This window comes from Gluconobacter sp. Dm-74 (genome assembly GCF_018256135.1).
GTDB lineage: Bacteria > Pseudomonadota > Alphaproteobacteria > Acetobacterales > Acetobacteraceae > Gluconobacter > Gluconobacter cadivus.
On record NZ_JAERLX010000014.1, the window covers coordinates 21181 to 42440 of the forward strand.

21 protein-coding genes and 1 tRNA gene are annotated in these 21260 nt (G+C 61.0%); 12 read left to right on the forward strand and 10 right to left on the reverse strand.

Features of this window, described 5'->3' with window-relative positions; genetic code table 11:
• Positions 1-97: 97 nt before the first annotated feature.
• On the forward strand, positions 98-1555 hold the full coding sequence (locus JK208_RS14730; RefSeq protein WP_211576578.1) for a mannitol dehydrogenase family protein: 1458 nt from the start codon (positions 98-100) through the stop codon (positions 1553-1555).
• A 56-nt stretch (positions 1556-1611) separates the two neighbouring features.
• Here JK208_RS14730 and JK208_RS14735 read toward each other — a convergent pair whose 3' ends face one another.
• Together JK208_RS14735 and JK208_RS14740 are read right to left on the reverse strand one after the other, a co-directional pair.
• A complete protein-coding gene (locus tag JK208_RS14735; protein WP_077803360.1) occupies positions 1612-1764 on the reverse strand; it encodes a DUF3309 family protein in 153 nt (50 codons plus the stop codon).
• 74 nt (positions 1765-1838) lie between these two features.
• Complete coding sequence (locus tag JK208_RS14740) at positions 1839-2669, reverse strand: TerB family tellurite resistance protein (RefSeq protein WP_211576579.1); 831 nt, start codon at positions 2667-2669, stop codon at positions 1839-1841.
• 170 nt (positions 2670-2839) lie between these two features.
• On the opposite strand from JK208_RS14740, the gene JK208_RS14745 reads away from it, so the two are divergent.
• Positions 2840-3148 carry a hypothetical protein gene (locus JK208_RS14745; RefSeq protein ID WP_194263169.1) on the forward strand — a complete coding sequence of 103 codons (309 nt, stop codon included), beginning with the start codon at positions 2840-2842 and terminating at the stop codon, positions 3146-3148.
• On the opposite strand, the gene JK208_RS14750 is transcribed toward JK208_RS14745, so the two are convergent.
• The gene (locus tag JK208_RS14750; protein WP_211570780.1) at positions 3145-3375 is read right to left on the reverse strand and encodes a ribbon-helix-helix domain-containing protein; all 231 of its coding nucleotides are present in this window, start codon (positions 3373-3375) and stop codon (positions 3145-3147) included. The genes JK208_RS14745 and JK208_RS14750 overlap by 4 nt on opposite strands.
• Positions 3372-4430 carry a tRNA epoxyqueuosine(34) reductase QueG gene (gene queG, locus JK208_RS14755; RefSeq protein WP_211576581.1) on the reverse strand — a complete coding sequence of 353 codons (1059 nt, stop codon included), beginning with the start codon at positions 4428-4430 and terminating at the stop codon, positions 3372-3374. The genes JK208_RS14750 and queG overlap by 4 nt, the downstream gene beginning before the upstream one ends.
• Positions 4431-4588: 158 nt before the next feature.
• Here queG and JK208_RS14760 point away from each other — a divergent pair, with 158 nt between their 5' ends.
• Genes JK208_RS14760 through JK208_RS14770 form a run of 3 tightly spaced genes read left to right on the forward strand, consistent with a single transcriptional unit; the run spans position 4589 to position 8094 of the window.
• Positions 4589-6127, forward strand: a complete 1539-nt coding sequence (locus tag JK208_RS14760; RefSeq protein WP_211576582.1) for an adenosine deaminase — start codon at positions 4589-4591, stop codon at positions 6125-6127.
• Positions 6124-7200: a purine nucleoside permease gene (locus JK208_RS14765; protein ID WP_211576583.1), complete on the forward strand. Its 1077-nt coding sequence runs from the start codon at positions 6124-6126 to the stop codon at positions 7198-7200. Before JK208_RS14760 ends, JK208_RS14765 begins: the two co-directional genes overlap by 4 nt.
• 3 nt (positions 7201-7203) lie before the next feature.
• A complete protein-coding gene (locus JK208_RS14770) occupies positions 7204-8094 on the forward strand; it encodes a DUF817 domain-containing protein (protein ID WP_211576584.1) in 891 nt (296 codons plus the stop codon).
• On the opposite strand, the gene JK208_RS14775 is transcribed toward JK208_RS14770, so the two are convergent.
• From JK208_RS14775 to mazG, 5 genes are all read right to left on the reverse strand, one after another.
• Positions 8067-9116 carry a purine nucleoside permease gene (locus tag JK208_RS14775; RefSeq protein ID WP_211576585.1) on the reverse strand — a complete coding sequence of 350 codons (1050 nt, stop codon included), beginning with the start codon at positions 9114-9116 and terminating at the stop codon, positions 8067-8069. The genes JK208_RS14770 and JK208_RS14775 overlap by 28 nt on opposite strands.
• A gap of 131 nt (positions 9117-9247) precedes the next feature.
• Complete coding sequence (tgt, locus tag JK208_RS14780) at positions 9248-10393, reverse strand: tRNA guanosine(34) transglycosylase Tgt (protein WP_211576604.1); 1146 nt, start codon at positions 10391-10393, stop codon at positions 9248-9250.
• Positions 10394-10422: 29 nt separating this feature from the next.
• Positions 10423-11466, reverse strand: coding sequence for a tRNA preQ1(34) S-adenosylmethionine ribosyltransferase-isomerase QueA (gene queA, locus JK208_RS14785; protein WP_211576586.1), 1044 nt, complete (start codon positions 11464-11466; stop codon positions 10423-10425).
• An 85-nt stretch (positions 11467-11551) separates the two neighbouring features.
• Positions 11552-11815 (reverse strand): hypothetical protein, encoded by a 264-nt coding sequence (locus JK208_RS14790; RefSeq protein ID WP_211576587.1) that lies wholly within the window; start codon positions 11813-11815, stop codon positions 11552-11554.
• Between the two features lie 157 nt (positions 11816-11972).
• Positions 11973-12776 carry a nucleoside triphosphate pyrophosphohydrolase gene (gene mazG / locus JK208_RS14795; protein WP_211576588.1) on the reverse strand — a complete coding sequence of 268 codons (804 nt, stop codon included), beginning with the start codon at positions 12774-12776 and terminating at the stop codon, positions 11973-11975.
• 147 nt (positions 12777-12923) lie between these two features.
• Here mazG and argC point away from each other — a divergent pair, with 147 nt between their 5' ends.
• From argC to JK208_RS14830, 7 genes are all read left to right on the forward strand, one after another.
• Positions 12924-13823: an N-acetyl-gamma-glutamyl-phosphate reductase gene (argC, locus tag JK208_RS14800; protein ID WP_211576589.1), complete on the forward strand. Its 900-nt coding sequence runs from the start codon at positions 12924-12926 to the stop codon at positions 13821-13823.
• A gap of 77 nt (positions 13824-13900) precedes the next feature.
• Positions 13901-13984 (forward strand) — tRNA-Leu (locus tag JK208_RS14805).
• 54 nt (positions 13985-14038) lie between these two features.
• A complete protein-coding gene (locus tag JK208_RS14810) occupies positions 14039-15196 on the forward strand; it encodes a phosphoserine transaminase (protein ID WP_211576590.1) in 1158 nt (385 codons plus the stop codon).
• Positions 15193-16332: an ATP phosphoribosyltransferase regulatory subunit gene (locus JK208_RS14815; protein ID WP_211576591.1), complete on the forward strand. Its 1140-nt coding sequence runs from the start codon at positions 15193-15195 to the stop codon at positions 16330-16332. The genes JK208_RS14810 and JK208_RS14815 overlap by 4 nt, the downstream gene beginning before the upstream one ends.
• 58 nt (positions 16333-16390) lie before the next feature.
• Positions 16391-17680 carry an adenylosuccinate synthase gene (locus tag JK208_RS14820; protein WP_211576592.1) on the forward strand — a complete coding sequence of 430 codons (1290 nt, stop codon included), beginning with the start codon at positions 16391-16393 and terminating at the stop codon, positions 17678-17680.
• A 90-nt stretch (positions 17681-17770) separates the two neighbouring features.
• A complete protein-coding gene (locus JK208_RS14825) occupies positions 17771-19741 on the forward strand; it encodes a hypothetical protein (protein ID WP_211576593.1) in 1971 nt (656 codons plus the stop codon).
• Between the two features lie 9 nt (positions 19742-19750).
• Positions 19751-20221, forward strand: a complete 471-nt coding sequence (locus tag JK208_RS14830; protein WP_194263155.1) for a hypothetical protein — start codon at positions 19751-19753, stop codon at positions 20219-20221.
• Positions 20222-20251: 30 nt separating this feature from the next.
• On the opposite strand, the gene ftsY is transcribed toward JK208_RS14830, so the two are convergent.
• Entirely contained in the window at positions 20252-21214 is a 963-nt protein-coding gene (gene ftsY, locus JK208_RS14835) for a signal recognition particle-docking protein FtsY (protein ID WP_211576594.1), read from the reverse strand.
• Between the last annotated feature and the right edge of the window lie 46 nt (positions 21215-21260).

The following is a 21260-nucleotide window of genomic DNA, read 5'->3' on the forward strand; positions in this document are numbered from 1 at the left end:
CCGTTATTCGGCTTTTGCGTTGTTCGGGGGCTATTATGGCACATGCCCGGCCTTGTCGGTCCCCGTCAGCGACCGGCCCGAAACCACGGAGAAGTCCATGATTACGCGCGAAACCCTCAAATCTCTTCCTGCCAATGTCCAGGCGCCCCCTTACGACATTGACGGCGTGAAACCGGGGATCGTGCATTTCGGTGTGGGTAACTTTTTCCGGGCGCATGAGGCGTTTTATGTGGAGCAGATCCTCGAACACGCGCCTGACTGGGCGATCATCGGCGTTGGTCTGACGGGCAGTGACCGCTCAAAGAAAAAGGCCGAGGAATTTAAAAAACAGGACTGCCTGTATTCCCTGACCGAGACGGCCCCTTCGGGCAAAAGCACGGTGCGCGTCATGGGGGCGCTGCGCGATTATCTTCTTGCCCCGGCAGATCCTGAAGCCGTGCTGAAGCATCTTGCCGATCCGGCGATCCGCATCGTGTCCATGACGATCACGGAAGGCGGCTACAACATCAACGAGACGACCGGTGCGTTTGATCTGGAAAATGCGGCGGTGAAAGCCGATCTGCAGAACCCGGAAAAGCCGTCCACGGTCTTCGGTTATGTTGTCGAGGCCCTGCGTCGCCGCCGGGATGCCGGACACAAGGCGTTTACGGTCATGTCCTGCGACAACCTGCGCCACAACGGCAATGTCGCTCGCAAGGCCTTCCTCGGTTATGCGAAGGCGCGCGATCCCGAACTGGCAAAATGGATCGAGGAGAACGCGACCTTCCCGAACGGAATGGTTGATCGCATCACCCCGACCGTTTCAACGGCCATTGCGAAGAAGCTGAATACGGCCAGCGGACTGGATGACGACCTGCCGCTGGTGGCTGAAGATTTCCATCAGTGGGTTCTGGAAGACCAGTTCGCCGATGGTCGCCCGCCGCTTGAAAAAGCCGGTGTGCAGATGGTCCGGGATGTGACGGACTGGGAGCACGTCAAGATCCGGATGCTCAATGCCGGGCACGTCACGCTCTGTTTCCCGGGCATTCTGGTTGGCTATGAGAATGTGGATGACGCCATCGAAGATGGCGAACTCCTTGGCAATCTGAAGAACTACCTCAACAAGGATGTCATCCCGACCCTGAAGGCGCCTTCAGGCATGACGCTCGAAGGTTACCGGGACAGCGTCATCAGCCGTTTCTCCAACAAGGCGATGTCGGACCAGACGCTCCGGATTGCCAGCGATGGCTGTTCCAAGGTTCAGGTGTTCTGGACGGAAACCGTGCGCCGGGCGATCGAAGGCAAGCGGGATCTGTCGCGCATTGCGTTCGGAATTGCGTCCTATCTCGAAATGCTGCGTGGACGGGACGAGAAGGGCGGGACGTACGAATCGTCCGAGCCGACTTATGGCGAAGCCGAATGGAAGCTTGCCAAGGCTGACGATTTCGAGAGTTCTTTGAAGCTTCCGGCATTTGACGGATGGCGCGATCTGGACACGTCCGAACTGGATCAGAAGGTCATCGCGCTGCGGAAGATCATTCGCGAAAAGGGTGTGAAGGCCGCCATTCCGGCCTGAAGACTCCTTTCGGGTCTAAAAAACCGCGCTCTGTGAGGAGCGCGGTTTTTTTTAGCTCAGATCTGTCCCATAAGGACAAGAATCACGACAATGACCACGATCAGGCCAAGGCCGCTGGACGGGTAGTAGCCCCATTTTGAGCTGTACGGCCATGACGGCAGCGCACCGATCAGCAGGAGGATCAGGATTACAAGAAGGATCAGTCCCATGGCACATCTCTCTTGCCGGTTGAGACTGCTTTACGCGCGTTAGTGAATAAAAGTTTCCGCAATATTGCGAAAGATCAAAGCTGCCGGTCGCGCTTGATGCGGTCCCAGGCGGCATTGATGCGGGCGACCTTGTCCTGCGCGCGGCGGCGCTCGGCTTCGGACATGGGTTTCTGTGCCAGAACGTCCGGATGGTGCTCGCGGATCAGGGTCCGCCAGCGGACACGTACTTCGGTATCGGTGGCGGTGCGCGTGATGCCAAGAATGCGATAGGCATCCGGTTCGTTCGAACTGGCAGGGCGGCTGTTGCCACTTTCTGCCCGATCCCACGCCCCTGCTGGGAGGCCGAAAGCCCGGTGGACACGCTGGAGAAAGTCGACTTCCTTGGGGTGTAGCTTGCGGTCTGGTCCGGCATCGGCGCGAGCGATGCGGAACAGGGCCGTCATGAGGTTTTCAAGCGGCGCCGTGTTGTCGGCATAGGCCGCGCCCATCTCGCGGGCATACATCTCGAAGTCGTCCGTCCGGTCGCGGGCGCGATCGAACAGCATGCCGACTTCCTTGACGTTGTCGGAAGGGAACTGGAAGCAGGTCTTGAAAGCGTTGATTTCGTGACGGTTGACCGGGCCGTCGATCTTGGCAAGCTTCGCACACAGGGCAACAAGCCCGATCGCGTAAAGCTGATCCCGCTTGCCCAGCGCCGCCGCGATCTTGGCCGCTCCAAAAAAGGCTGCGCTGTTGGGGTCAGGACGGCCATTTGCAGGAAAACGCTCGCTCCATCCCCCTGTCGAGGGTTTGAGTAGGGAGCCGCTATCGGCAGCATGTCCCAAGGCCGCGCCCATCAGCGCTCCGAAAGGACCACCAACCGCGAAACCCGCGACACCACCGAACATCTTGCCCCAGATAGCCATGAGTTCAGCCTAGCACGCCCATCCTCGGCGGCAAATGACAGATCGTACAGCCGCACGCCACGCGGTCTGAAAGCTTTTGCGTGAGGCGTGCTATAAAAGCGGAATGACGAACCCGGCCCCTCTTCAGGCTTTGTGGTGCTAGGGTTTCAGACTGTTTGACGGATATTTTCATGACTTCTTCGCTGCCCCCTCGTACTGACGACGAACTGATGGAGCTTCTGATCCGCCGGCTGCCCGAGAAATTGCAGACGGTGCTGAACTGGCTGCGGGAGCCGTCGCATAAATGGGTACGGATTCCGGCGGGCGTGCTGTTCATGCTGGGGGGAGTCCTGTCGATCCTGCCGGTTCTCGGATTGTGGATGCTGCCGGTCGGCGTGATGCTGCTGTCACAGGACATTGCACTGTTCCGCCGTTTGCAGGGCCGCGTCCTGCGTTGGGTCGAACGCAAACACCCCGATTGGCTGGGACTAAACACCTAGCCTGAGGTTTCAATCCGCTTTTGCAGGTGCAGAAGTGCGGCAACCCGAAGCGCAGACGCCAGCGGACGTTCGGGCGGCCGTGTCGCGTCCAGCGAGGCGACGAGTGAGGCAAAGCTCTGCTGGCGCGTCGTGGCGATCATGTCCAGCACCGTCCAGAATTCGGGCTCGAGCGCCACGGACGTCCGATGTCCGGACAGGGACAGACTGCGTTTGACGAGATCGCTCATGCGGGGTGATCCTCAAGCTGTTTGATGGCCCATTGTGCCGTCTCGGCAATATCCGGGTCCGGGTCTGTCAGCAGGTCCTGCGCAGCGGGGAGGAGCGACGGATCGGCGGAGTTGCCGATGGCAATCAGCACATTGCGTACAAATCTGTTGCGCCCGATCCGTTTGATGGGCGAGCCGGAAAAGAATGTCCGGAAGGTCGCATCATCCAGCCGGACCAGTTCCTCAAGTTTCGGCGCCACCAGTTCGGGGCGGGCCTGAAGTTTGATATGCCGCGCGCTCTCGGCAAAGCGGTTCCACGGACAGACGGACAGGCAGTCGTCGCAGCCATAGATGTGGTTGCCGATTTTCGGACGCAGGTCATGGGGGATCGGGCCTTTGTGCTCGATCGTTAGATACGAAATGCAGCGGCGCGCATCCATCCGGTAGGGCGCGGTAAAGGCATCGGTCGGGCAGGCGGTCAGGCAGCGCGTGCAGGAACCGCAGCTTCCACCTTTGGGCGCAGAAGGCGCGAGTTCCAGCGTGGTATAGATTTCGCCCAGAAGCAGCCAGGACCCATGCTCCCGCGAGACGAGGCAGGTGTGCTTTCCCGTCCAGCCGAGTTGCGCCTTCTCCGCCAGTGCGCGCTCAGAAACCGGCGCGGTATCGACGAACACCTTCACCTGCGTCTCTGGTCCGCCCAGTTTGACGACATACTGCGCCAGATGCTTGAGCATGCCCTTGATGACGTCGTGATAGTCGCGGTTACGGGCATAGACGGAAATATTGCCGCATTCGGGATCGGTCGTCGGGCCTTCCGCCGGGGCGTAGGACAGGCCTAGCGAAATCACGCTCCGCACTTCGGGCCAGAGCGCTTGAGGATGGGCGCGTTCTTCGATGCGCGTCTCCATCCATTCCATTGTTCCGTGATGGCCCTGAGCGACGAATTCCCGCAAACCCTGAGCAACTTCCGGCCCGAGTTCGGCCTTGCAGAACCCGACCGCATCAAACCCCAGATGGCGCGCATGGTCCGCAATCCGGGTTTCAAGCCTTGTGGCGAGTGTCGGAAAATCAGGCATGAAAAGGGAGTGGTCTCACCGGTGAACGGGCATCCATTATGTCATCGGGTATGCAAATGGACCAGCTTTTCCGCCGTTCGGGAGGCCCGTTTCAGACAGGGTTTGTCACGATCTGAAAATGGCTTGCCACGTCGGGGGCGGAACGGCATCGTTGGGCCATGCGACATCCTTTCCGCTCCATTCTGCCCGCTGCTGTTCTGGGCATGACATCCGTTCTGGCACTGAATCCGGTCGCACAGGCTGCCTCGTCCGCCGCGCAGGTTTACGATCATGTCCGGAACGATCCGGTGCGGCTGAACATGTTTCTGCGGGAATTTCCCAAAGGGGCGGATCTGCACAATCATCTGGCTGGCGCGATTTATGCTGAGAGCATGCTGGACTGGGCTGCGCGCGATGGGCTTTGCGTGTCCTTGACGGAAAAGCGCATTCTTGATCATGCTTGCACTCATCCGGGAGACGGCGAATTTCCTGCTGCCGACCTATCGCACCATGCGGGATCGGAAAATGCGCTGATCGATGCGCTGTCCATGCGCGATTTCGTGCCGTCGCCAGGGGATGCTTCCGGCCACGACCATTTCTTCGCAACCTTCGCCCGATTTAACGCCATCGCTGATGCGCATGGGGGCGAGATGCTGGCCGAAGCCCGCGACCGTGCGGCACGCGACCATGTGACGTATCTGGAACTGATGATCTCGCCCGGGATTGGTCCGATGATTGGGGCCGGTTTCCATCATCCGTTGCGGGGCGACGACCTCGCTTTCGCGCATCAGGCGCTCGTTCCGGAAATTCCGGCACTGGTGCAGAAGGCGCGCGCCGAGACGGACCGGATGGAGGCTCAGGCCCGGGACGTGCTGAAATGTGGAACACCGCAGGCCCATCCGGGATGCGCGGTCACGGTGCGCTATCTGTTCCAGACCTTGCGGACGCTGCCGCCTCAGGCCGTTTATGCGCAGCTCGATGCCGGATATGCGACTGTGAAAGCCGATCCGCGCTTCGTCGGGCTGAATATCGTCGCCCCTGAAGACGACGCGACCGCCATGCGCGATTACGACCTGCATATGCGGATGTTCCATTTCCTGAACGGCGTGTATCCGGGCGTGAAGCTGAGCCTGCATGCCGGGGAACTCACGACGGGCCTCGTCCCCACGGAGGGCCTGCGTCATCATATTCGCGCTGCCGTCGAAGTGGCAGGTGCCAGTCGGATCGGGCATGGCGTGGATGTGGCGCTTGAGGACGCCCCTGAAACGCTTCTGGCTGAGATGGCGCAGCGTCATGTGATGGTGGAAATCAACCTGACCAGCAATGACGAAATCCTTGGCATCAAAGGCGCGGCCCATCCGTTTTCGCTGTATCGCCGCGCCGGGGTGCCGATGGCGTTGTCCACGGATGATGAGGGCGTCTCACGTGGGGATCTGACACAGGAATATGTCCGTGCGGCTCAGACCTATGATCTGTCCTATGCCGATCTGAAAACGCTGTCCCGCGCCGGGCTGGAGTATGCGTTCGTGCCAGGCCCAAGCTTATGGTCCGATCATCAGCCGGGGCAGTTCGTTCCGGCCTGCCGGACTTTGCCCGTCACATCCGCGTCCTGCTCGGCGTTTTTGAAATCCAGCGAAAAAGCCCGTCTGCAATGGGCGCTTGAAGAGCGGTTCGGTACGTTCGAAGCCGCTGTCACACATGAGGGTCTCTATCAGTGAAATCTGTCTCAACCGTTTTCGGGGCCGCGCTCCTGTCCTTCTGTGTGTCTGGTCTGGCGTTGGCCCATGCCCCGATCCCCGTTCGCGTCGTCGTCGTCACGACGTTCGAGATCGGCAAGGATACGGGCGATACAGCGGGCGAATACCAGAACTGGATCGAGAAACTGCCCCTGCAGCAGACGATCCCGGCCCCCGGCACCGATCATGACGTGATGCACTACAATCCGGATCTGCATGTTCTGGGCATCGCAAGCGGCGAGGGACCGGAGCACATGGCCTCGGCCATCACGGCCCTCGTGCTCGATCCGCGGTTCGATCTGCGACATGCCTATTTCGTGCTGGCAGGGATTGGCGGGATTGATCCCAATTTCGGGACCATCGGCTCGGCCGTCTGGGCACCACGCGTTATCAATGGCGGTCTGTCCCATCTGGTGGACCCACGCGAAATCCCCGCCTCCTGGCCGGATGGGTTTACGCCCGTGCAGGGCAGCACTCCGGATGAAAAGCCGCGTCCTGCGCTGCATTCCGGCATGGGTGACATGGAATATACGCTCGACCCGGCCCTCGTGCAGTGGGCCTATGGGCTGACGAAGGATATCGCGCTTCCCGACAATGACGGCCTGAAGGCCTCGCGCCTGCGTTACACCGGCTTTGCCGCAGCCCAGAAGCCGCCTTCCGTGCAGCTTGGGGATACGATTTCGGGCGAGACGTTCTGGGTCGGCGCTAAAATGAACCAGTGGGCCGAGCGCTGGGTGAAATACTGGACGGATGGACAGGGCGTGATGGCCACGACGGCGGAAGAAGACGTCGCGTTCTGTCAGGCACTGGCGCTTCAGGGCAAGGCCGGGCGCGTTGATCCGAAGCGTGCGCTGATCCTGCGGACGGCCAGCAATTTCGACATGCCCCCGCCGGGCCAGAGTGCGGCGCAGCTTCTGTCGGACGAAGCGCATGAGACGGGCTTTTCAGGATTTCAGGCTTCGGTCGATGCAGCCTATACTGTGGGAAGTGTGGTTGTGAAGGAACTGGCGACGCACTGGGATCGGTACGGCAAGGCCTTGCCGTCGGCGCAATGAAGCATGTCTGATCAGCCGCCTCTCCAGACCGGTGTTCTCGAACGCCGGATGGGGAACTGGGCGCGAAATCGGCTGCCGCCTGTCCTGCGGGATGCCATCCTGTTCGTGCTCAAACAGGGCTGGGCCGCGCTGTTTGGCGGCCTCTTGCTGGGTGCGGCCCTGCTCACGCGCGTTTTCTGGCAGCCTGGATGGCCGGTGCACCGCTATGATGCGCTGTTTGTATTTGCCATCGTGGTCCAGCTTCTTTTCCTTGCTCTGAAGCTGGAAACCTGGACGGAAGCGCGCGTCATCGTGCTGTTCCATCTGACGGGAACGGCCATGGAGTGGTTTAAGGTCCGCGTAGGGGCGTGGGGCTATCCCGAACCCTGTTTTTTCCGCGTGATGGATGTGCCGCTGTTTTCAGGTTTCATGTATGCCAGCGTCGGCAGCTACATGGCGCGCGCCATCCGTATTTTCGACATGCGCTTTATCCCCTATCCGCCGTTCTGGCAGACATTTGGTCTGGCGCTGCTGATTTACGTCAACTTCTTCTCGCATCATTTCATTCCCGACCTTCGATATGGGCTCTTTATGGGCACGCTCGCGGTCTATGGTCGCACCATGATCCATTTCCGGATCACGCAGCGCGACTGGTGGATGCCACTGCCTTTGGCGGCATTTCTGTCGAGTATTGCGCTCTGGATTGCCGAAAATGTTTGCACGACGAGCGGCATCTGGCGTTATGCGGGGCAGCACGGGCACCAGATGGTCGGTTTCAGCAAGATGGGATCGTGGTACCTGCTGCTTTACGTCGCCTTCATGACCGTCACGCTGCTGGATCGAAACCGGTTTTATCCGACCGCAAAAACCCGGTCTGCGGCCTCCGGTCAGCGTGTCGGAATATGGTCGCGGTAGCGGTCCCAATGCGTGACCAGTTCGCGTACGACCGGCTCTCCGGCGCGCTCGTTGTTGTCATAGGCGACGGCTTGTCCCGGTCCTTCGTCTCCCATGGACGCCGTGACCGAAACGCCGGGCGGGGGCATATCGAAATTGCTGCCTGAACGCAGCACCATGATCCGCTCCGGATCAACATAGCCCAGCCGTGCCAGCATCCGCATGTCGTACTGGTAGTGCTGGCTTTCCTCATTGGTCATGACGAAATGTCCCTGACCTTTCGTCCACATCGTGACCCAGTTTTCGGCCCAGCGGTTGCGTTCCGCACCATGCCAGTAGCGCTCGGTACCCAGCGTCTCGCCCATCAGCACCATCGGCGGCTTCTGCGCCTGCGGATAGCCGCGCCATGCCTTGCGGCGTTCGGCAATCACCGGGTCATCCGCGAGTTTTACATTCTGGCTCAGGGCAAACGCCCAGCGCGCCAGACCACGATTGAGCGGATAGGCCTTGGTCAACTGCGCCACATCCGTCACCGAACCATAATGGTTCGGATTGTCGGGCAGGGTGTCCGGACGGCTCGCACCAATAGCGTAAAGTCCGTAAGGCCAGCCTTTGGGGATGGTCCGGTCGTCAATTTCGCGCAGGGCGTCCGCGTCCACGACCCATTGCGCCCAGGCCACGCTGCCGACCGATGCCATATTCGGATTGACGCCGGAAATGCCGGTGAACAGCCAGTAGGTGTGGTGCAGGTCAAAGCGTGGATCCAGCGCCAATGCGTGCAGATCCATATCGCCATGGCGCAGGACGATGCCGTACACGCCATCCTTATTGCGGCGGAGCTGGTCCGGGACGCCGCGGATGGGGACGGTTTCGTCCAGATGCAGCCGTTCCACCCAGTCCTGATATTCGCCGGGCGCGTCCCCGGTATCGTGTCCGACTTCGAAGTTCGCCACGACCAGAACGCGGATTTCTTCCGGTGCGGCAAGGGCCGTTCCGGTTGCGAGAGCGGTGCCTAGAATGAAAGCGGAGACGACTTGGCGCATGGGAGGGTCTTTCTGGGGTGATGCAGGGCTCTGCCCTGCACCCGGAAGGGGTCTTGACCCCTTCACCCCGATTCATGAATCAGGATCAAAGGGACTGAGTCCCTTTGTGGGGTCTGGGGCAAAGCCCCGGATTAAAGGGCCAGATCCGGCATCGGCCATTCGTCTTCGGTCCAATCGCCCTTGGCCCAGTCTTCGCGCAGTTTCAAGGCAAGAGCATCGAGCGTGCCCTCCACGATGGCGGCGCGGATCTGGCGCATCAGGCGTTGGTAATAGGCCAGATTATGCCATGTCAGCAGCATCGGGCCGAGCATCTCGTTGGCGCGGAACAGATGGTGCAGATAGGCGCGGCTGTAACGTCCGGCGATGGGTGTATCGTCATGGGGCGTCAGCGGACGCGTGTCTTCGGCGAAACGGGCGTTCCGCAGGTTGATGGCGCCGCGCTCGGTATAGGCGCGGGCCGTGCGACCGGCGCGCGAGGGCATCACGCAGTCGAACATATCCACGCCGCGCATGACCGCGCCCAGCAGGTCGTCCGGTGTGCCGACACCCATCAGATACCGGGCCTTGTCCTGCGGTAGCATCGGCGTGGTGAAGTCCAGCGTCGAGAACATCAGGTCCTGACCTTCGCCCACGGCCAGACCGCCGATCGCATAGCCTTCGAAGCCGATCTCGGTCAGGGCCTTGATGGAATATTCGCGCAGATCACGCTCGGTGCCGCCCTGCACGATGCCGAACTGACCGTATCCCTCACGCGCGACAAACGCCTCGCGGGAGCGGGCAGCCCAGCGCATGGACATTTCCATGGATTTCCGCAGGGCTTCCGGTGTGGCGGGCAGGGCCGGACATTCGTCGAACGCCATGGTGATGGTGGCGTCGAGCTTGAACTGGATATCGGTCGAGATTTCCGGTGTCAGGCGATGCTTGCTGCCGTCGATATGTGAGCGGAACGTCACGCCGTCTTCGTCGAGCTTACGCAGCGCGCCAAGGGACATAACCTGAAATCCACCGGAATCGGTCAGGATCGGGCCGGGCCAGTCCATCATTCTGTGCAGCCCGCCCAGCTTCTGCACACGGTCCGCCGTGGGGCGCAGCATCAGGTGATAGGTGTTGCCCAGAACGATGCCCGCACCCGTGGAGCGCACGGCGTCCATCGTCATGCCCTTGACCGTGCCGACGGTGCCGACCGGCATGAAGGTCGGGGTCGGGACCGTACCGTGACGGGTGTGCAGATGGCCCGCGCGCGCCATGCCGCAGGTTGCTTCAGGCACCCAGGTCATTTTGGTGGCGTGATCGGTTTGATGATCGCTCATGGCGCGCGCTCCAGTAGGCAGGCATCGCCATACGAATAGAACCGCAATCCGTTGGCGATGGCGTAGGCATAGGCCTCTCGCATGGTCTCGGTGCCGCTGAACGCGCAGACGAGCATGAACAGCGTCGAACGCGGCAGATGGAAGTTCGTCATCAGGACGTCCACCGCTTTGAAGCGGTATCCGGGCTTGATGAAAATGGAGGTCTCGCCTCGCCACGGGGCCACGGTCCCGTCCTCGCGGGCCGCGCTTTCCAGCAGGCGAAGCGAGGTTGTGCCGACGGCGATGATCCGGCCACCACGCGCACGGGTCTCGTTGATGGCGGCGGCGGTTTCGGCGTCGATCTCACCCCATTCCGCATGCATCTTATGCTCGGCAATGGTGGAGCGGACGGGCAGGAACGTGCCCGCACCAACATGAAGCGTCAGGGTCCGGCGCTGGATGCCTTTTGCGTCCAGTGCTGCCAGCACTTCAGGTGTGAAATGCAGGCCCGCTGTGGGGGCTGCGACCGCACCGCGATACTGCGAGAAAATGGTGCGATAGTCCGCATCGTCCTGCTTCGTCGGGCCGAAGGGGCGCTCAATATAAGGGGGTAGGGCCAGCGCCCCGACCCGCTCAAGAAACGCGTCGAAATCGTCTCCCTCGACCGAAAAGCGGATGCTGACCGCGCCATCGCCTTCATTTTCCACAACGGTTGCCGTGACGGGATCGTCTCCGAAATGCAGGATATCCTGCGGCTTCAGCTTGCGCGAATTGCGCGCCAGAGCATGCCAGCTTCCATTCGCCAGAATCCGGTCGAGCGTCAGGCCGATCTTGGCCTCTCCGCGCGTGGCGGCAAGCTGGGCGCGGATGACGGCTGTATTGTTGGCAATCAGCAGATCGCCTTCTCGCAGGAAATCCGGCAGGTCGCGGATCATGTGCGGATCCGGCGCCAGACCGGGCCGGACATGCAGCAGCGTTGCACTGTCACGCGGGCGTGCAGGTTCCGTCGCGATGTGATCGCGGGGAAGTTCGAAATCGAAGGGGGCGAGATCGTCCGTCATGGGAACGTTCTCTAGCAGGTTCGGCCCGCATGAAAACGTCAGACCCGCGGGCCTGACGTATCTTTTTGTGTAGCAGGTGTGCGTTTCAGGCCGAAACGCTGAGCAGATGGCTCGTATCGCTGCTGGATCCGGAGTTCGAAGATCCGCCGGAGGTCGTCTCGGAAATGATATTTCCCTGCGCGTCCTCGACGATGGTCGTCGTGGAGCCGTCGGCGTTCAGTTTGGTTGTCGTGGTTTCCTGCGTGGAGGAACTGCTGCTGGACGATGAGGATGCGCTGGAAGATGACGCACTGTTCGCGCTGTAAAGGCTGCTCATGGCGGAAGAGCCGATGGAAGAAATGCCTGTCATGATGAAAAGACTCCGTTGGGAAGAAACGAAGACCAGTTTCGGATCAGAAGGTTAAGAAAGGATAAGGAGTCCTGTAACCGAGTGATACGGAGTGTATTCGGCTATGGTATTCGCAGCAGTTTCATTCGCGATGAAAGCATGATCTGTAATCAAGATGTCATTTCATGCCGGGAAGTGTCTTTGCTTCCTGCCAGAGTGCTTCCATGGTCGGCAGATCCTGCTCGGCCATGGTTTGCCCTTTCCGCGCAAGCATGGCTTCCATCGCTTCAAAGCGGCGGGTGAACTTGGCATTGCTTCGGCGCAGGGCCGCTTCGGGGTCGATATCCAGTTTGCGGGCCAGACTTGCGACGGTGAACAGAACGTCGCCCAGTTCGTCTTCGATGCGGTCCTGGTCCCCGCCGAGTTCGGCTTTCAGTTCGTCGATTTCTTCATGAACCTTGTCGAGAATGCCGGTGGGGTCGTCCCAGTCGAAACCCACGCGGGCGGCGCGGCGGCTCAGTTTCGCGGCGCGCATCAGGGCGGGGAGGGGGAGGGCCACGCCGGCCAGCGCGCCGTATTCGGCCTTGCGTTGGCGTTCGGCGTCTTTTTCCCGCTCCCAGGAATCGTCATCCAGAGCCGCATCGCCGAAAACATGCGGGTGACGGCGCACGAGCTTGTCGGCGATCAGTCCTGCCACAGTCTCGAAATCGAAGTGACCCGCTTCCTGCGCCATCTGGGCCTGAAAAACGACCTGAAGCAGCAGGTCCCCCAGTTCGTCGGGAATGGCCTCGCGGTCGTCACGGGCGATGGAGTCCATGACTTCATAGGCTTCCTCGATTGCGAAGGGGGCGATCGTGGCGGGGGTCTGTTCCACGTCCCAGGGGCAGCCGCCTTGCGGGTCCCGCAGGCGCTTCATGATGTCCAGCAGGCGGTCGATCTGCCGTGGGGACGGCGGGGAGGACGGCCGGTTGGACTGGGGCATGGGAAGATCCTGTTGTTATCGTGCTCAGAGGTTCATAGCCGTGCCGCCTTATGGATGAAAGCGCCGGATGCGCCCTGCGCGTGACAGCCTGACATTCCCGACGTAAAACGTCTTCCGGAACGGATTTGCAGACGGGGTTGCTGGAGCATGGCGCGCATTTTCATTGACGGAGAAGCAGGCACGACGGGTTTGGGAATCCGCCAGAGGATCGAAGCGCTTCCGGCGTCCTATGGTCTGGAAATCCTGTCGATCGCGCCGGATCTGCGTAAGGACAAGGCCGCCCGTCGTTCCATGCTCGAACAGGCCGATGTCGCCATCCTGTGTCTGCCGGATGAAGCCGCCTGCGAAACCGTAGCGCTGGCCGAGGGGCTGGATGTCCGGATTCTGGATGCCAGCACCGCACATCGGATCGCGGATGGCTGGATTTATGGCTTTCCTGAAATGGATGCGGAACAGGCGGCTGCCATCAAGGGCGCGCGGTTTGTCGCTAATCCCGGTTGCTACCCGACGGGCGCCATTGCCCTGATGCGGCCTCTGGTCCGGGCAGGACTGCTTCCGGCCGATCATCCCGTCTCGATCAACGCTGTCTCGGGCTATAGCGGCGCAGGCCGCGTGGCGATTGAGGAGCACGAAAAGGACGGCGGTCCGGCGTTTTTCCTGTACGGGCTCAATCTCAAGCACAAGCATCTGCCGGAAATCCGGCACTATTCCGGCCTGACGCGCCAGCCGATTTTCGTGCCATCGGTCGGGCATTTCCCTCAGGGTATGATCGTGTCCATCCCGCTGCATCTGAACGACCTGCCCGGTCAGCCTTCGGCGGCCGAGATCGAAGCCGTGCTTCAGGACGCCTATGCCGGATGCGCCCATGTGCGTGTTGTGCCTGCCGAGACGCAGCTTGTGGCGGACACTCTGGCTCATACCGACGATATGGAACTGCGGGTGCATCATAACGGTGAACAGGTTGTTCTGACCTCGCGGCTGGACAATCTGGGCAAGGGGGCTTCGGGCGCGGCCATCCAGAACCTGCTGTTGATGCTGGGTCTGTAAGGCACGTTATTTCACACGGCCCGGATTTTGCACTCTGGCCCTTTTGCGGGGAATGCATTAGGGTCCGGGCTGCCCGCGCGAGAGTGGCGGAACGGTAGACGCAGTCGGCTCAAAATCGACCGCCGAAAGGCATAGGGGTTCGAGTCCCCTCTCTCGCACCATGAACGGTCATTTTCTGCCGGAATGACCTCAGGACCGATCAGCCCGGAACGTGCATGTCCAAGCCGACTGTCAAACCCTCCCGCCCGTTCTTCTCCTCAGGTCCCTGCGCCAAGCGTCCCGGATGGACTCTGACTGGTCTGGATCAGGCTCTGCTGGGCCGATCGCACCGTGCGCCCGAGGGCCGTGCGCGCCTTAAAGAGGTTATCACCCGTTCCAAAGACCTGCTCGGTATTCCGTCGGACTGGCGCGTTGGAATCGTTCCGGCCTCCGATACGGGGGCCGTGGAAATGATTCTGTGGGCTCTTGCTGGTGAACGCGGAATCGACGTCCTGTCCTTTGAAAGCTTTTCTGGAACCTGGGCGCAGGATCTGAGCGACGTTCTGAAAATTGAAGATCTGCGCGTTCTGGACGCACCTTATGGCGCACTGCCGGATCTGAAGACCGTGGACTGGAGCCGCGATGTCGTCCTGACATGGAACGGCACGACATCGGGTGTCTGCATTCCCGATGCGAGCGCAATTCCCGCTGAACATGATGGGTTGGTCATCTGTGACGCGACCTCCGCCGCTTTTGCGATGGATCTGCCGTGGGATCGGCTCGATATCGTGACATGGTCCTGGCAGAAGGCACTGGGGGGCGAGGCTGCACATGGCATGGTGGCGCTCAGTCCGCGTGCCGCTGCCCGTCTGTCGCAGCCATCCCCGCGTCCGCTGCCCAAGATTTTCCGTCTGGCCAATAAAAAGGGCCTGATCGAAGCCATTTTTGAAGGCGATACGATCAACACGCCGTCCATGCTCTGCGTCGAGGATGCGCTGGATGGTCTGCGCTGGGCCGAACAGATCGGCGGTCTACCCGCCCTGAAGGCGCGTTCGCAGCAGAATCTGGCGGCTGTCGCCCAATGGATCGAAACGGCGGACTGGGTGTCGTTCCTCTCTGTCCGGGAAGAGACCCGGTCCAGCACGTCCATCTGTCTGAAAATCACGGCGCCGTGGTTTGAAAGCCTGTCTGACGAGGCGAAGGGCAAGGCGGTCAAGTATCTGACGGGCCTCGTTGCGAAGGAAGATGCCGGTTACGATCTGGCAGCCTATCGCGATGCCCCGGCTGGTCTGCGGATCTGGGGTGGGGCGACGGTCGAGACAGCTGATATTGAAGCGCTGCTGCCCTGGCTCGACTGGGCGCATGAACAGACCCGTCTGGAGTTTTCGGCATGAGTCTATATTCCGAAAGCCCAAGCGCCGCCCTGCTGCCGTCCGGTTTTGCAGACCTGCTGCCCGGTGAGGCCGAAGCCGAAGCCCGTGGCATTGCCAGCGTGATGGAAGCGTTTTCCCGTCACGGCTATCAGCGCGTCCGGCCCCCTCTGCTGGAATTTGAAAACTCTCTTCTGGGTGGTTCGGGAGAATCCCTCGCGCCCCAGACCTTCCGTCTGATGGATCCGAACTCGCATCGTATGATGGCGCTGCGTCCGGATATGACGACGCAGATTGCCCGGATCGCGAGCATCCGTCTTCAGGACGCGCCCCGCCCCTTGCGCCTGTCCTATTCGGGAAGCTGCATCGTGGTCGGCACGCCGGGCCGCGAAGCCGACCGTCAGGTCTCGCAGGCCGGCATCGAATTGATCGGCCCGGACAGTGCGCAGGCCGATGCGGAAGTCATTGCGCTCGGCGCAAAGGCGCTTGCGGAACTGGGGATCGAGGGGGTGTCGTTCGATCTGTCCATGCCCGCTCTGGCGCTGGGCCTGATCGAAGGCGTTATCCCCGAAGCCGACCGCGAACCCCTGCTGCATGCGCTGGACCGCAAGGATGCCAGTGCCGTGGCGGAACTGGGCGGCCCGGTCGCCGGAATGCTGGCCGTCATGCTGCGCGCTGCTGGGCCTGCTGACCGCGCGCTGGATCTGCTGGCTGAACTAGATTATCCCAAGGATATTGCCGGACATTTCGAACGTCTTGCAGCCTCCGTGGCAGCGATCCGCGAGCGCAGCCCCGATCTGCGCCTGACGATTGATCCCGTGGATTTCCGGGGCTGGCGCTATCATACCGGTCTTTGCGTAACGGTATTTTCGACCAGTTCGCGTGAGGAGTTGGGGCGCGGTGGACGCTATCTGGCTGGGCAGGAGCCTGCCTGCGGCCTGACGCTCCGCCCGCAGGCCCTTTTGCGTGCAGCGCCGGTGCCTGCGTCGCGCCCGCGCTGTTATGTGCCTGTCGATCTGGACGCATCCCGTCTTTCAGGCTTGCACAAGGCCGGTTATGCCACGGTGTCCGCCCTGTCTCATGACGAGGACGCGCTCGCTCAGGCGCAGCATCTGCGTTGCACCCATGTCTGGAAGGACGAGGCGGCCCAGCCGCTCTGACCTTGCCGGTCCCTTTCGTTTCTCCCGTCTCGTATTGTCAGTTCTAGGAAGTCAGCTCATGTCCAACGTCACCGTGATCGGAACCCAGTGGGGAGACGAGGGTAAAGGCAAAATCGTCGACTGGCTCGCCAGCCGTGCCGATATCGTTGTCCGCTTTCAGGGGGGCCACAATGCCGGTCACACGCTGGTCGTGGGCGATCAGGTCTACAAGCTGTCCCTGCTGCCGTCCGGTCTGGTGCGCGGCAAGATCGGCGTGATTGGCAATGGCGTCGTCGTGGACCCGAAAGCCCTGATGACCGAAATCGACCGCGTGACCGCGCAGGGCCTCGTCGTAACGCCCGAGACGCTGTGGATTGCCGAGAACGCTCCGCTGATCCTGCCGGTTCATGGTGCGCTCGATCGTGCGCGTGAAGCTGCCCGCGGTGAGCATAAGATCGGCACGACCGGTCGTGGCATCGGCCCGGCCTATGAAGACAAGGTCGCCCGTCGCGCCATCCGGATCTGCGATCTGGCCGAGCCCGAGACGCTGGACTGGAAGCTGGACGAACTGCTCCTGCACCACAACACGCTGCTCGCCGGTCTGGGTGCCGAGACCTTCACGAAGGAGCAGCTCAAGGACTTCCTGACCGAGATCACGCCGCGTCTTCTGCCGTTCTCCTGCCAGGTCTGGGATCGTCTGGACGAAGCTCGTCGCGCCGGTCGCCGCATCCTGTTCGAAGGTGCGCAGGCTGTCATGCTGGACGTCGACCACGGCACCTATCCGTTTGTCACGAGTTCCAACACGGTTGCGGCTGTTGCAGCATCGGGCAGCGGTGTCAGCCCGTCTTCCGTGGGTTTCGTGCTCGGGATTGCCAAGGCTTATACGACCCGCGTGGGCGAGGGACCGTTCCCGACCGAACTGCATGACCAGACCGGCCGGACCCTCGGGGAGCGTGGTCATGAATTCGGCACTGTCACAGGCCGTCCCCGCCGTTGCGGCTGGTTCGATGCGGTTCTGATCCGTCGCGCCGTTCGCGTCGGTGGCGTCAGCGGCATCGCCCTGACGAAGCTGGACGTTCTGGATGGTCTGGACGAGATTTCGATCTGCGTGGGCTATGAGCTGGACGGCCAGAAAATCGAAACCTTCCCGTCCGCTCCGGGCGCGCAGTCTCGCGTCAAGCCGGTTTATGAAACGATGCCGGGCTGGAAAGAAACGACCGCTGGCGCACGATCCTGGGCCGAGCTGCCCGCCCAGGCCATCAAATATGTCCGCCGCATCGAGGAACTGATCGAAGCTCCGGTGACGCTGCTGTCCACCAGCCCGGAACGCGACGACACCATCCTGATGCGCGATCCGTTCGAAGACTGATCTCTCACGACCGGAATCGGTCGTTGCATTAACGAAGTCTCAATCCCTGTCCGGCACAAAAGGACCGGACAGGGAAACAGCGGGATTTCGATGGCCGACACGCAGGCAGATAACAGCCAGGAACTGCTCATTGCTGAGCGGTATCTGATCAGCCTGGATCACAAACAGCCTGATTTCGGTGGTTGTGCGACATATGGCGCGCAGGACATGACGGCCTCCGGGGCGTCCTATCTTGCACTGGCTCCCTTCGTGCCTTCCGCCCGTCTTTCCGAATTCATGTTCTTTCGTCATGAGAGCGTGATTCCGATTCAGACCCATGAATACTGCCAGGGTGCTTTATGGGTTCTCTGTCCCCATCCTCCCGGCCCGTCTCTTGCTGAAAGTCTCGGTCTGTGGACCGAGAGTCAGCTGATTGATGGCGTCATCCGCCCGTTTGCCGGGCTTCTCCAGAAGCTGGAAGCAGCCAATCTGACCTGCCGCAGCATCCGCCCGGACAACATGTTCGTCGGGCAGGGACTGCACAAAGTCGTGCTCGGGCCATTGGGTGTTACCGCGCCTGCTGAAAAACAGCCTGTTCTGTTCGAACCCCTGTCTTCGGCGGTCTGCCGTCCGTCTGCGCGGGGCGAGGGGACGACGGATTGCGACATCTTCTCGCTGGGTGTGATTATTCTCGCGCTTGCGATTGGGAAACTGCCTCTTGAAGGACTGTCCGACGCGGATATCCTCAAGCGACGCTTCGAGATCGGTACGCCTGCGGCTTATATGCAGGACCAGAAAGTTCCTGTCGGGCTGCGGTCCCTCCTGACCGCCATGCTGGCGGATGATCCGCATAATCGCCCTTCTCCACGCGATCTGGTGACGATAGCGCCGAGCAAGGTTTTTACGGTCCGCCCGGTCATTCCCGCCCGCATTCCGCTCATGATCGGCGGAAACGCCGTGCATACGCCTCAGGCCCTGGCATGGTACGCCGGACGCCACCCCACCGAGTTTTCCGCGCTGCTGCAAAGGAAAGTCGTCAGTAACTGGCTCCATGGGGAGCTTGAGCTCTCGGTGATGGCGAGCCTGATCGAACAGGCCAGCGCTTCGTTTCTTCCGGCGGGCGGAAGCAAGGCGGTCGATCCTGCGACGATGGTCATCACACACGCGATTTCCGTGCTTGATCCCGCTGCGCCCATGTTTTGGGGAGGAATATGGTTCTGGCCCGAGGCGTTGCCACAGATGATGGTTCAGGCAACCGTTAGGCCTGATAACCCGGACGATGAACGAACGGTCCGCAATATCCTGAGCTTTATGGCGGGGAACCCGGATGCCTTCCTGTCGGCCCATCTTCCGCAGAGACAGGGGCGGCAGATCACGGCGTTGTCGACGGCAGCGCGGCGGATAGCTCTTAAAGGAGCGGAACTGGTCAGGCGTTTCCCCTATGAGATGAACAGTTATCTTCCGTGTCTTTCAAAAAAATGTCTGGATGCGCGGATCTCCGTGCCGGAAGGGCTGTTGCAGTGGCTGAACCGCCATGTGGGCATTGAAGACCTGCCGGATGACATGCTGGGGCGAAGCGGTTTTCTGGATGATCAGATGCGCTCTTTCCTTGAGGCGCATTGCGCGCATCAGGGAGTTGTTCCTTTGTCGCAATCACAGAAAGCCGGGTTGCCAGGCTGGCTGGCGGATCTGACCCTGCTCGCAGCAGTTCAGAGGAAATTCGACACCGCGCCACTCAGTTTTCTGGCGCAGCGGGCTTTGCCTCTGCTTGAGGCGGAGCTGCGCCAGTGGCGGAGCAAGAGTGCGCGTGCCCGTCGGCGCGTGCGTCTGGGAAAAGCAGCCGAAAACGGAAATCTGGGCGTCTTTCTGGCAACGGTCAACGATCCAACGGGTCTGCGGCTGGACCAGAGGCAGGCTCAGGAAGCCGAAGCCGAAATTAGCAATCTGATGCGTGTTCTCGATGAAGCGCCTGAACGCAAAGCCGCCAATGATCGCGAGGCGCGAAACTCCGGTGAGTTCTTTTCTCTTCTGACAGGCATCGCAGTCGCAATGGCAAGTATCTGGCTGGAATTCTGCCAGTGAGGAAGATTTATGGCGTCTGTTAGGTCGGCAGAAGCGGGAACGCTCCGTGCTCCGGGATTTCGGTGGTGGCACGGAATCATCATTGGTCTGATGCTGTCCTATGTGCCCGGAAGTCTGCTTGTGGCCGGTGTGCTGCTGTTGCCTCTGGTGGCTCTGAAACTGTTTGATCCGAATGCTGATGGCCAGCGTCTCATGATCGTTCTGTTTTATGTTGGCGCGGTCATGGTGCATCCCCTGCACGAAGCCTGGGCGGCCAACGGCGATTGGGAGACCTGCATCGCGCAGATTACCCAACCCGTAACGTTGGCGCTGGACTGGCTGGCGGCTGGTGCGGCGTGGCTTGTGGCGGAGGCTTCAGCCATTGGTGGGCGGCTCTGGAATGCGGAAGTGGCGCGACGCGAGCGCAAATCCATCGAAAAACGGATCGCGTATCTCCAGGACGAATGGATGTCTTCGGACGAAGGTGCTCCTGCGAACTGAGATTTCTCGCAGATCGCAGAGCTTGAAGCCTTATTCGACGGCGGGCGTATCTTCGACCGGGGTTTCCATCAGTCTTGAGGCCAGATCGTTCGAGCCGCCGACCAGACCTTTGGCATAGTCCTGCGCCGAAAAGGGACGAAGGTCTTCGGCCTGTTCTCCGACGCCAACCATGTGGACGGGGAGTTTGAACTGTTCCGCAAGGGCCACGACGATACCACCGCGCGCAGAGCCATCCAGCTTGGTTACGATCAGGCCAGTCACGTTGACCAGCTCCCGGAACACGCGGACCTGTTCGACGGCGTTCTGACCTGTCGTGGCATCCAGTACCAGCAGGACGGAGTGCGGCGCTGTCTCGTCGAATTTCTGCATGACGCGGATGACCTTGGCCAGTTCTTCCATCAGCGCGCCCTTGTTGTGCAGGCGTCCGGCAGTGTCGATCAGAAGCAGGTCGGTTCCGGCTTCCGTTGCGCGCTTGAGGCCGTCATAGGCTAGTCCCGCTGCATCGGCACCGTGCTTTCCGGCAATGACCGGCACATTGGCGCGTTTGCCCCAGACTTCGAGTTGTTCGACAGCGGCGGCGCGGAAGGTATCTCCCGCAACCAGCATCACGGATTTGCCTTCTTCAGTATAGAGGCGGGCCATCTTGCCGATGGTCGTGGTCTTGCCGACGCCATTGACCCCGACCACCAGAACGACATGGGGCTTTTTCGCCGGATCGGGCTCGAAAGGAACTGCAACCGGCTCCAGAACACGGGCGATTTCGGTCGCGAGGGTTTCTCGGATTTCGTCGCTGGTCACGTCCTTGCCGAAGCGCGTGCTCCGGAAGCTTTCGATCACGCGTTCGGCGACGGCGGGGCCGAGATCTGCCGCGATCAGTTCGTCTTCGAGTTCCTCAAGAGCCGTTTCGTCCAGCTTGCGATGGGTGAAGACGGCGCCGAGACGCGAACTCGAGCGTGAAAGACCCTGTTTGAGTCGTGAGAAAAATCCAGCCATGCATGGGAGTTCGGACAGGTCGGGCCGGACGTCAAGAGCACAGGAA

Bases quoted from the DNA above. Each gene is read 5' to 3' on its own strand.
- JK208_RS14730 (WP_211576578.1), top strand. From the start codon at position 98: ATGATTACGCGCGAAACCCTCAAATCTCTTCCTGCCAATGTCCAGGCG.
- JK208_RS14735 (WP_077803360.1), bottom strand. From the start codon at position 1,764: ATGGGACTGATCCTTCTTGTAATCCTGATCCTCCTGCTGATCGGTGCG.
- JK208_RS14740 (WP_211576579.1), bottom strand. From the start codon at position 2,669: ATGGCTATCTGGGGCAAGATGTTCGGTGGTGTCGCGGGTTTCGCGGTT.
- JK208_RS14745 (WP_194263169.1), top strand. From the start codon at position 2,840: ATGACTTCTTCGCTGCCCCCTCGTACTGACGACGAACTGATGGAGCTT.
- JK208_RS14750 (WP_211570780.1), bottom strand. From the start codon at position 3,375: ATGAGCGATCTCGTCAAACGCAGTCTGTCCCTGTCCGGACATCGGACG.
- queG (WP_211576581.1), bottom strand. From the start codon at position 4,430: ATGCCTGATTTTCCGACACTCGCCACAAGGCTTGAAACCCGGATTGCG.
- JK208_RS14760 (WP_211576582.1), top strand. From the start codon at position 4,589: ATGCGACATCCTTTCCGCTCCATTCTGCCCGCTGCTGTTCTGGGCATG.
- JK208_RS14770 (WP_211576584.1), top strand. From the start codon at position 7,204: ATGTCTGATCAGCCGCCTCTCCAGACCGGTGTTCTCGAACGCCGGATG.
- JK208_RS14775 (WP_211576585.1), bottom strand. From the start codon at position 9,116: ATGCGCCAAGTCGTCTCCGCTTTCATTCTAGGCACCGCTCTCGCAACC.
- tgt (WP_211576604.1), bottom strand. From the start codon at position 10,393: ATGACCTGGGTGCCTGAAGCAACCTGCGGCATGGCGCGCGCGGGCCAT.
- queA (WP_211576586.1), bottom strand. From the start codon at position 11,466: ATGACGGACGATCTCGCCCCCTTCGATTTCGAACTTCCCCGCGATCAC.
- JK208_RS14790 (WP_211576587.1), bottom strand. From the start codon at position 11,815: ATGACAGGCATTTCTTCCATCGGCTCTTCCGCCATGAGCAGCCTTTAC.
- mazG (WP_211576588.1), bottom strand. From the start codon at position 12,776: ATGCCCCAGTCCAACCGGCCGTCCTCCCCGCCGTCCCCACGGCAGATC.
- argC (WP_211576589.1), top strand. From the start codon at position 12,924: ATGGCGCGCATTTTCATTGACGGAGAAGCAGGCACGACGGGTTTGGGA.
- JK208_RS14810 (WP_211576590.1), top strand. From the start codon at position 14,039: ATGTCCAAGCCGACTGTCAAACCCTCCCGCCCGTTCTTCTCCTCAGGT.
- JK208_RS14815 (WP_211576591.1), top strand. From the start codon at position 15,193: ATGAGTCTATATTCCGAAAGCCCAAGCGCCGCCCTGCTGCCGTCCGGT.
- JK208_RS14820 (WP_211576592.1), top strand. From the start codon at position 16,391: ATGTCCAACGTCACCGTGATCGGAACCCAGTGGGGAGACGAGGGTAAA.
- JK208_RS14825 (WP_211576593.1), top strand. From the start codon at position 17,771: ATGGCCGACACGCAGGCAGATAACAGCCAGGAACTGCTCATTGCTGAG.
- JK208_RS14830 (WP_194263155.1), top strand. From the start codon at position 19,751: ATGGCGTCTGTTAGGTCGGCAGAAGCGGGAACGCTCCGTGCTCCGGGA.
- ftsY (WP_211576594.1), bottom strand. From the start codon at position 21,214: ATGGCTGGATTTTTCTCACGACTCAAACAGGGTCTTTCACGCTCGAGT.